Below are 8,349 nucleotides of genomic sequence, written 5' to 3'. Positions count from 1 at the left end.
CCCCGGTGCCCGTCGTCCCGGCGGTACCCGAGCCACCCGTCGCGGTGCCCGGCTCCTGTACCGTCACGCGTGATGAATCCAGCGGGGGCACACCCGAGCTGCCCGACGCGACATCGCCCGGAGCCGCAGGGGAGGCCGCGCCCGTGTCGTAGGTGCCACCGAAGCCCGGGGCGTTCGCGCTCGTGGGCCCCGCGGTCGGCGACGTCCCCGCCGTGCCCGCGCCGGTATCGGACGGCCCCGCGGTGGTTCCTCCCTCGGTCGAAGCAGTGCCCGGTGTGCCCGCCGCGCCCGCGCCACCCGTGCCCGACTGGAGCTGGGATTCATCCGTCGCCGCCGGTTCATTGGATGCGGCCTGCTGCTCGAAGACCGTGGGAGCGGGAGGAGCCACGTACTTCTGCGACTGCTGGATCGCGACCTCGCCCGCGGTGACCGGTGTGCTGCCATCGGGCAGCAACGGCGTCAGCGTGCGGTAGTTGCTCTCGGTCGGGTCCGTTGGGCTCTGGACGACATAGCCCTGGGGAGGACGCGCGCCGTCCAGGTCGTCCGCGGCCTGCTCGTAGGCATCCTGCAGGGCGGCCGCGGCAGGGTCCCTCACGGACGGATCTTCCGGAGGCAATGGCTCCACCTCCTGCGTCTGTCCAAGGCTCAATCCCGCGACGATGGCGATCCAGAGGCGCATGCCATGAACATGTCCACGCGCGAACGGCGCCACATCGCGGCCACCGCCCCTCCGCCCGCTGGCCCGCCTGGAGGGCGATGAGGGCTCAAGCCTTCGAGCGCCCGGCCCACAGCTCGTCCGCCGCGCGCCGGCCCGTCTCGAGCGCCCCATGCACGGTGCCCTCCTCACCGCCGACGTGCGTGGCCTCGCCCGCGAAGAAGAGCGTCCGGCCCACGGGCCTGGCGAGCGCTGCGACCGCGTCCATCGCGCCCGACGGAATGACCGCGTAGCCCCCGCGCGTGTACGGCTCGTCCTGCCAGTCCTGCACGTGCCACGCCTCCAGCTGTTCGTTCAGCTCCCGCACGGGGCGGTGGAAGAGCTGTGACAGTCCCCGCAGCGCGCGCCCCAGCACGGCCGTGTCGCTCAAGCCGGACAACGCCGCGGCGGTGGGGCCTCCACTCCAGCCCACCAGGTGCCGCGTGCGCCGGTGGGGCGCCAGCGTCCACCATGTGGAGAACGGGGCGGCGGGCGCATGGAAGAAGCCGAAGCGAGCGGTGGCCTCCTGCTCGCGCCAGAACGGCGTGCGGAAGCGCAGGAGGATCTTCACCAGGGCGCCCATCGCCAACCGGTTCCAGGCGCGCTCCTGCTCCCGCACGCGCGGCACGAAGCGCACGGCGCCAGGGGCGGGTGGCTTCGCCTGCAACACGCCCACGGGCAGCGTCACCACCGCGTGCCCACCCTGGAACGTCCCGAGCGCAGTGCCCTGCCGCGTCCGGGCCCGCACCCGGACCGAGCCCGCTTTCCAGCGCACCTCCTCGGCCACCGCGTTGAGGAACAGCGTGCCCGGCTTCGCGAGCAGCTTCGCGGCCATCGCGTGCAGCACGCGGTCGTATCCCTCCATCACGCGTGACGGCGTCGTGCCCCCGGAGTCCTCCGCGGTCCGCTCCATCCGGGAGATGGCGAGCGTGCTCGCGACGTCCGGATCCGCCGCGTAGAACCCCCGGACATACGAGCGCGCCATCGCGCTCACGACGGGCGGCCACTGGTGAAGACGCGCCTGCTCCGCCACCCACTCCGCCATGGGACGGTCGGGTGCCGTCGCGGACATCAAGGGCTCCTGGAACGCGAAGGACTCCTCCCCGTCGTCCAGCTTCCCCCGCCACAGGAGCGCATGCGTGTCGTTGCAGGGGCTCACCGTCAGCCCGGCCCGGCGGATGCGCCGCAGCAGCGCGGCGGGCTTGCCGTGGACGAACTCGGCGCCCAGCTCCAGGGGCACGTCCGCCACCGTGTCCCGGAGCGTCGCCACGCGGCCGCCCACGCGGTCGCGCGCCTCCAGCACGATGACCCGCAGGCCCTTGCCCATCAAGCGTTCGGCCGCGGCGAGCCCCGCGGCGCCCGCGCCCAGGATGACGACGTCGGCCTCGTGATCCATGCCGCTCCTGCTCCGCCCAGGCGGAGCTCCCATCACGAAAAAGACGCCCGCGGCCCACCTGACGAACGGAGGGCCGCGAGCCAGCGTCCCCCTCCCGGGCGGGAGGAGGACAGGGGAGGGCAGAGGCGGGGCTAGTACGTCTTCGGCGAGCTGCTGGAGCCGGTGTCCGGGGTCATGGTGGAGTCGTTGCCCTTGCCCATGTCCTGGTTCTGGTCATCCATGCCCGAGCCGCCCGTGTCCTCGTTGATGGACGGGTCCGGCGACATCATGTCGGAGCCCGAGCCGCCCGTGCCCTCGCTCGGCGAGATGCGGGTCGCCATGTTCTTCTCGTCCTTCACCTGGAAGCTGGCGCGGATCTCCTGGCCCTCCTTCAGGCTCTTGGCGTTCTTCATGCTCGGGTCGGTGAACTGCGTGTTCTTGTCGATGTCCAGGGGCACCACCGCGCCGCCGGAGCTGCTGATGTAGACCTTCTTGCTCTCGCTCTTGACGACCTTGCCCGTCAGCTCGTTGGCGCCCGTCATGCTGGACGAGGACGAACCCGTCGAGTGCGCGGCGGACGACCCCGAGCCGCCAATGGCATCCGAGCTGCCCGTGGACGAGCCTTGCATGCTGCCCGTGGACGAGCCTTGCGTGGACGACCCTGGCATGGTGCCCGTGGTCGTCGACGGCTGCTGCGAGCCCTGCGGCGCGCTGTCCTGGGCAAAGGCCACGCCCGAACCCAGCAGCGCCACGGACGCGAAAACCCCGATGAGCTTCTTCATGGAATCTCTCCCGGATGATGTGAGTGGGACGGGGTGGTCACCTGCGCGGCCCCCCGCTGGGAAGAAGCTAGGGGTGATGGGAGCGGGGGACAGGCCGGGGGGAGAAGACCGTGTACGCGCCTGTTCGCTCCCCGGCCCGTGGGACGTGGTCCGGACCCGACAACCGGCACTCCAGCCGCCGGGTGGGGTGCTTGAAGCCCACTCCGGATTCACCTAGCGTGCTGGGCAAAGAGCGGAGGCTGGCCCCTGTGCCTGCTCCCGCCAGGAGACCGTGACCTCGATGCCCCCGCCCGCCAGGCCCTCCGCGCCGCAGCCCCAGCCCCAGGAACTGCCTGTCCCCTCCTATCCCGCCGTCGAGACCTTCATCGAGAAGGCCTCCGCCAGCGACGTCCAGGCGCTCTTCGCGCCCGTGAAGCAGGGACTCGCCGACCTCAAGGGGCCGCGCGCGGAGGTCGGCAAGAAGGCCCAGGCTGCGATCGCGCGGTCCGAGGAGCTGCTGGCCCTGCTCGTGGACGTCCGCGAGAAGCTCGTCGCGGAGTCGAAGCAGCCCAAGGGCCGGAAATGACGGGCTTTTCGGGGGCCCTGACGATTTCTCGTCACCAGCAGGCAACCGGCGGCTGGCTCTCCCGATAATCCCTTGAAAGAGCCTCGGGATGATCCCCGGCTCCCCTTTTGAATCAACGCTGGCACCAGCGCGGAGGCTGAAATGAGCAAGATCGACAGCGGCATGATGGGCCCGAACCTGCGCATGAACACCCAGATGACCACGGCTCGGCAGACGCCGAACACGAGCTTTGGTGCGCGCGTGCAGAACGGCCTGAACAGCACCGTCGGCGCCGTGGGCGCGGGCGTGGGCGCGGTTGCGGGCTTCGTTCCCGGTGCCGGCATCGTCTCCGCCGCGGTCTCCTCCGCCCAGACCTTCTCCGGCGCCTCCGGCTCCGGCATGGCGGGCGGCCCCTACGTCGGCGTGATGAACACCGGCTCCGGCGCGGTGCCCTCCACCAACCTGCCCGGTGCGGGCACCGGCCTGCCCTCCGCGGGCGGCTCCGCCTCCACCATCGGCACCAGCGTCGGCTCCGCCTCGGGCGGCGGCAGCGTGGGCGACCAGCTCAACATGAACGGCTCGCTCAAGTCGATGATGGACGACAACGTCAAGCTGCTGAACATGCAGTCCGCCATGCAGCACGAGTCGCAGCTCTTCACGGCTGTTTCCAACGTGATGAAGTCGCGGCACGATACGACCAAGAACTCCATCGGCAACATCCGCTAGTCTTCACGGACAGCGGAATCTGACCGGTGCAAGGAAGGCGGCCCCCGACGGCCGCCTTCCGCGCTTCCGGCGACCAGAAAGGCAGCGCGACGTCCATGGCGGAGACCCCCTCGGAGATTGCCAACAGCCTCGTGCCCCTGGCGCGCCAGCCGGCCATGGTCCTGCTGGAGTCCGGCTACCTGTGGCTGGACATGGGTCACTTCGACAAGGCCAAGGAGGTCTTCGTCGGTGCCGCCGCGCTGATGCCCAAGAGCGAAGTGCCGCAGATTGGCCTGGGCGCCGTGGAGTTCGCGCAGGGCAAGCACGACAAGGCCCTGGCGGCCTACCGGGTGGCCCAGCGCCTGGCGCCCCTGTCGTCGCTGCCCCGGGCACACGCCGGGGAGGCCCTGCTGTTCATGGGCAAGGTGCCGGAGGCCCTCAAGGAACTGAAGGCCGCCATCGACCTGGAGCCGGAAAGCGACGGCGCGAAGCTGGCCCAGGCGCTCATCCAGGCGAAGGAAGCGGGGGCCCTGCCTCCGCCGAAGAAGTAGCAGGCAGGAAGAAGGAGGTAACTCGATGGCTGTCGGTGGAGTCGGACGTGGGGGTGGAAAGGGCCGCGCGGGCGGCGTGAAGGGGGCGTCCGGTCCGTCGGGTGCCTCTGGCGCGTCCTTTGGCGGCAAGGTGGACCGCACGGAGTCTCTCGTCGGGCCCTCGGGTCTGGTAGGCTCCAGCAACGTCCAGGGCCCCCAGGCTACGGATCCCATCGCGGCGCAGGCACTCGCCATCGCCAAGCGGCTGAAGAACGGGGGCTTCAAGAGCAAGGAGGAGGCGACGAAGGCGCTCGTCTCAGAGGTGCTCCAGGAGAAGTTGAACATGAAGTCCGCTGCCCTCACGGGCCGCATCGCCGGGGCGCTGCAGGATGATCCCCGGCTGAACCAGGTTCTCGAGCGGCTGTGGTCCAAGGCCGAGTGAGCGCGCCGCTTGCCTCTGGGTGAAGACAGGAAGGTCATCCTGGAGAAGTACGGCCCGTACGTGCGGTCGCTCGCGGCCACCGTGCGCAAGCAGTTCAATGCCCAGCTGGAGCTGGATGAACTGCTGGCCTATGGGCAGATCGGCCTCCTGGAAGCCGCGGAGCGCTTCGATCCCAAGGTGGGTGCCAACTTCCTCACCTTTGCCCACTACCGCATCAAGGGCGCCATCTTCGACGGTCTGAGGAAGATGGGCGTCCTGCGCGGCGCCGACGCCCGCACGGCCTATCAAGGCGAGCGCGCGACGGCGTATCTGGGAAATCTGGCGGACCGCGAGCAGGGCGCAAGCAACCGCGGGGCGTCATTCGACGATGATATTGGAGACATCTCGGATGCCGTGGCGGGCCTCGCGGCGGTTTTCGCGGCGGGGGCGGAAGGGGCGGAGGCGGCGGGCTACGTGGATGAATCCCTCCCGGCGGATCAGCGCCTGGAGATGGAGCAGTTGAAGAACCGGGTGCGCGCGGCCATCGAGAAGCTCCCGGAAAAAGAGCGCAAGCTCCTGCAGGGCTATTACTTCCAGGGCCGCACGCTGGAAGAGGCAGGGGCGGAGATCGGGCAGTCGAAGAGCTGGGCGTCGCGGCTTCATGCGCGGGCCATTGATCGGCTCAAGGAACTCTTGAACGAGGAGGAGGAACTCCCTCCCCCCTCGACGGATGCAAGGAGGGTGTCACATGGCGGCTCCGATGAGCGGCATCTCCGCGGCACAGGTAGCGCAGCAAAAGCTGCAGGACCAGGGCGCGCAGCAGACGCAGAAGACGGGCGCGTCGAAGTTCGACGGAGTTCTCGCTGACAAGGCGCAGGGCGCTGGCCAGGTGGACGCCGCCCAGAACGTGAACAAGGCCCAGGCCGCGCAGGCCACCCAGAAGGTGGACTCCGTCCGCCAGGTGGAGACCGTCAACAAGGCGGAGAAGGCCAACCTGAACAAGGTGAGCGGCGCTGCCCAGCAGCCCGCCACGGCCAGGGGCGCGGAGCCCGTGGACGCGAAGGCCGAAGCCTCCAAGACGACCAAGTCGGGCGGCATGGTGTCCGACCTCGTCTCCGGCCTCGAGAAGGGCCAGGTCAGCATGGACAAGCTCATCAAGGAGGCCTCCTCCGGCAAGAACATGTCCAACGCGGAGCTGCTCGGTCTCCAGGCGTCCATGTACAAGTACTCGCAGGAGCTGGACCTCACGTCGAAGGTCGTCGAGAAGGCCACCAGCGGCCTGAAGGACGTCGTCAAGACGCAGGTCTGAAGTCCCCACCCCGCCGGGCCATGGCGGCATGCGAAGGGCGGTCCCTCCCAGGGTTCGGGAGGGGGCGCCCTTCCGCGTTTTGCAAGGGCCCTGTTAAGCTACGCGCGCCCATGACTCGCCGAACGTCCGTCTACGCCGCCCCGCTCCTCGCCCTGCTGTTCCTCACCGGCTGCTCCATCGAGCTGCAGCACGAGCTGACGGAGGCGGACGCGAATGAAATCTACGTCCTGCTCAGCAAGAACGGCATCAACGCCAAGAAGGAGAAGGCGGAGGGCGGCAACGAAGTGCGCTTCACCATCGTCGTCCCCAAGGGCGACGCCGCCCAGGCCGCGGAGCTGTTGAAGCGCAACTCGCTGCCGCGCCCGGTGGAGAAGGGCCTGTCCCACTTCGCCAAGGGCAGCATGGTTCCCACCGCCACGGAGGAGCGCGCCATGCTCCTCAAGGCCATGGCGGGCGAGGTCTCCAACGCGCTCAACCAGATCGACGGCGTGCTGGAGGCGCGCGCCATCGTGATGGTGCCGGAGAACAACGACCTGTCGCAGCCGGAGAACAAGCCGATGCCGTCGGCCTCCGTGTTCATCAAGTACCGCACCGTGGAGGGCGGCAAGCCCCCCGTCACGATGGACGCGGTGAAGCAGTTCGTCGCCAGCTCCGTGTCGGAGCTCAAGCCGGAGGCCGTCACCGTCCTGATGACGGAGGCCATGGCCCCCACTGCGGAGACCACGGAGACCAACCGCCTGCAGGACGTGCTCGGCGTTCGCATGACGGCCGCCAGCGCGAGCACGTTCAAGATGATCCTCGGCGGCGCGTTCGCGCTCATCCTGGCGATGATGGGCGTCACCGCGTGGACCTTCATGCGCGGCGGCTCCGGTGGCGCTGCCCCCGCCGCGGCGGCGCGCCCCGCCCGCGCGCGCGGCCGCACCGAGTAGTCCCGCACGTCGGCTTCCCCGCGGCCCTCCTGGGGCGGACCGCGGGACGTGTCCTCCAGGCCGGGGACACGTCTTCTATCTTCAGCGGGCCACCTGGGGGCCCGCGAGGTGACCGTTGGATTCCTTCTTCACCTCGCTCAGCAAGCGCCAGACCATGATGCTGCTCACCGCGGTCACCTTCGGTGGCCAGGAGAGCATGGCGGCGCTGGAGCACCTGCCGGACGAGGAGGGCGCGCTCCTGCGCCACCGCGCGCAGGAGATCCTCCAGATTCCGCGCGAGAAGCGCCTGCCCGCGGTGGTGCAGGAGCTCAAGCGCCTGATGAAGGACCGGCGCGGCCAGCTGTGGACCGCGGATCCGGAGCGGCTGGCGGCGCTGCTCCAGCGCGAGCGCGGGGCGCTGGTGGAGCTCACCCTGCGCGCGCTGCCCGGCAACATGGCGGAGGCCGTGCGCGGCCACCTGCCGCCCTCGCGCGTGAAGCTCACCCGCGAGGTGCGGCCCCAGGTCCTGGACATCATCCGCTGGAAGCTGGAGGAGGCGCTGGCGCGCGAGGTCGCCGGCCAGTCCGCGGGCTTCAAGTTCGCGGACGTGCTCAACCTGCAGACGCGCGAACTGCTCACGGTGAGTGATCGCCTGGGGGCGCGCGTGCTCGGCCCGGCGCTGGCGGGGCTCCCCGAAGACGAGCTGAACGGCCTGATGGAGTCGCTGCCTCCGGATCTGCTCCAGCTCGCGAGCAAGTCCGTGGCGGCCAATGCGCCGCGCAAGCTCCCGGAGGAGGACGCGCGCGCGCAGCTCAACCTGCACGAAGGCTTCAGCCGCCTGGCCGGGGCCATCCGCGAGCGCGGGCGTGCAGCGGCTGGCGCGCGCGTGCGTGGCGCAGTCCCGGAGTTCGCCGCGCGCATGCTGGAGAAGCACCGGGGCGAGTTCGGCCACCTGCTGGCGAAGTGGGTGCGCGAGGAGCGCTCGCGGCCGACGGCCCGGGGCGATGGCGGCCGCACCGACATCGTCATGGACCTGGAGCGGCTGGCCATGCGCGGCCTCATCGAGCGGCCCGTCCGCCTG

At 70.1% G+C, this 8,349-nt stretch carries 9 protein-coding genes and 2 pseudogenes; 8 read left to right on the top strand and 3 right to left on the bottom strand.

Going from position 1 to position 8,349, the window contains the following annotated elements; translation table 11 throughout:
* The 3 genes and pseudogenes from ACLEQD_RS31390 to ACLEQD_RS31380 all read right to left on the bottom strand — a co-directional run.
* A pseudogene (locus tag ACLEQD_RS31390) lies at nt 1-679 on the bottom strand (hypothetical protein); the annotation flags it as partial.
* A gap of 85 nt (nt 680-764) precedes the next feature.
* On the bottom strand, nt 765-2,090 hold the full coding sequence (locus ACLEQD_RS31385) for a flavin monoamine oxidase family protein (protein ID WP_410389184.1): 1,326 nt from the start codon (nt 2,088-2,090) through the stop codon (nt 765-767).
* Nucleotides 2,091-2,221: 131 nt separating this feature from the next.
* Nucleotides 2,222-2,851, bottom strand: a complete 630-nt coding sequence (locus ACLEQD_RS31380) for a hypothetical protein (protein WP_410389182.1) — start codon at nt 2,849-2,851, stop codon at nt 2,222-2,224.
* A 280-nt stretch (nt 2,852-3,131) separates the two neighbouring features.
* On the opposite strand from ACLEQD_RS31380, the gene ACLEQD_RS31375 reads away from it, so the two are divergent.
* From ACLEQD_RS31375 to ACLEQD_RS31340, 8 genes and pseudogenes are all read left to right on the top strand, one after another.
* Nucleotides 3,132-3,416, top strand: a complete 285-nt coding sequence (locus ACLEQD_RS31375) for a hypothetical protein (RefSeq protein WP_171421756.1) — start codon at nt 3,132-3,134, stop codon at nt 3,414-3,416.
* Nucleotides 3,417-3,557: 141 nt separating this feature from the next.
* On the top strand, nt 3,558-4,121 hold the full coding sequence (locus ACLEQD_RS31370) for a hypothetical protein (RefSeq protein WP_410389180.1): 564 nt from the start codon (nt 3,558-3,560) through the stop codon (nt 4,119-4,121).
* A gap of 95 nt (nt 4,122-4,216) precedes the next feature.
* Entirely contained in the window at nt 4,217-4,651 is a 435-nt protein-coding gene (locus ACLEQD_RS31365) for a tetratricopeptide repeat protein (RefSeq protein ID WP_120530743.1), read from the top strand.
* Nucleotides 4,652-4,676: 25 nt separating this feature from the next.
* Nucleotides 4,677-5,072 (top strand): hypothetical protein, encoded by a 396-nt coding sequence (locus tag ACLEQD_RS31360; RefSeq protein WP_014398430.1) that lies wholly within the window; start codon nt 4,677-4,679, stop codon nt 5,070-5,072.
* Between the two features lie 9 nt (nt 5,073-5,081).
* The gene (locus ACLEQD_RS31355) at nt 5,082-5,918 is read left to right on the top strand and encodes a sigma-70 family RNA polymerase sigma factor (RefSeq protein WP_410389178.1); all 837 of its coding nucleotides are present in this window, start codon (nt 5,082-5,084) and stop codon (nt 5,916-5,918) included.
* A gap of 22 nt (nt 5,919-5,940) precedes the next feature.
* Nucleotides 5,941-6,360, top strand: a complete 420-nt coding sequence (locus tag ACLEQD_RS31350; protein WP_410389176.1) for an ATP-dependent helicase HrpB — start codon at nt 5,941-5,943, stop codon at nt 6,358-6,360.
* Between the two features lie 110 nt (nt 6,361-6,470).
* Entirely contained in the window at nt 6,471-7,289 is an 819-nt protein-coding gene (locus tag ACLEQD_RS31345) for a type III secretion protein (RefSeq protein WP_410389174.1), read from the top strand.
* 115 nt (nt 7,290-7,404) lie between these two features.
* Nucleotides 7,405-8,349: pseudogene (locus tag ACLEQD_RS31340) on the top strand (hypothetical protein); the annotation flags it as partial.

Source organism: Corallococcus sp. 4LFB (assembly GCF_046520365.1).
GTDB classification, from domain to species: domain Bacteria; phylum Myxococcota; class Myxococcia; order Myxococcales; family Myxococcaceae; genus Corallococcus; species Corallococcus caeni.
The sequence above is the reverse complement of the archived record's forward strand: the minus strand, read 5'-3'. Positions and strand labels throughout refer to the sequence as shown.

Coding starts and splice junctions, on each gene's coding strand:
- ACLEQD_RS31385 (WP_410389184.1), bottom strand. CDS start 2,090: ATGGATCACGAGGCCGACGTCGTCATCCTGGGCGCGGGCGCCGCGGGG.
- ACLEQD_RS31380 (WP_410389182.1), bottom strand. CDS start 2,851: ATGAAGAAGCTCATCGGGGTTTTCGCGTCCGTGGCGCTGCTGGGTTCG.
- ACLEQD_RS31375 (WP_171421756.1), top strand. CDS start 3,132: ATGCCCCCGCCCGCCAGGCCCTCCGCGCCGCAGCCCCAGCCCCAGGAA.
- ACLEQD_RS31370 (WP_410389180.1), top strand. CDS start 3,558: ATGAGCAAGATCGACAGCGGCATGATGGGCCCGAACCTGCGCATGAAC.
- ACLEQD_RS31365 (WP_120530743.1), top strand. CDS start 4,217: ATGGCGGAGACCCCCTCGGAGATTGCCAACAGCCTCGTGCCCCTGGCG.
- ACLEQD_RS31360 (WP_014398430.1), top strand. CDS start 4,677: ATGGCTGTCGGTGGAGTCGGACGTGGGGGTGGAAAGGGCCGCGCGGGC.
- ACLEQD_RS31345 (WP_410389174.1), top strand. CDS start 6,471: ATGACTCGCCGAACGTCCGTCTACGCCGCCCCGCTCCTCGCCCTGCTG.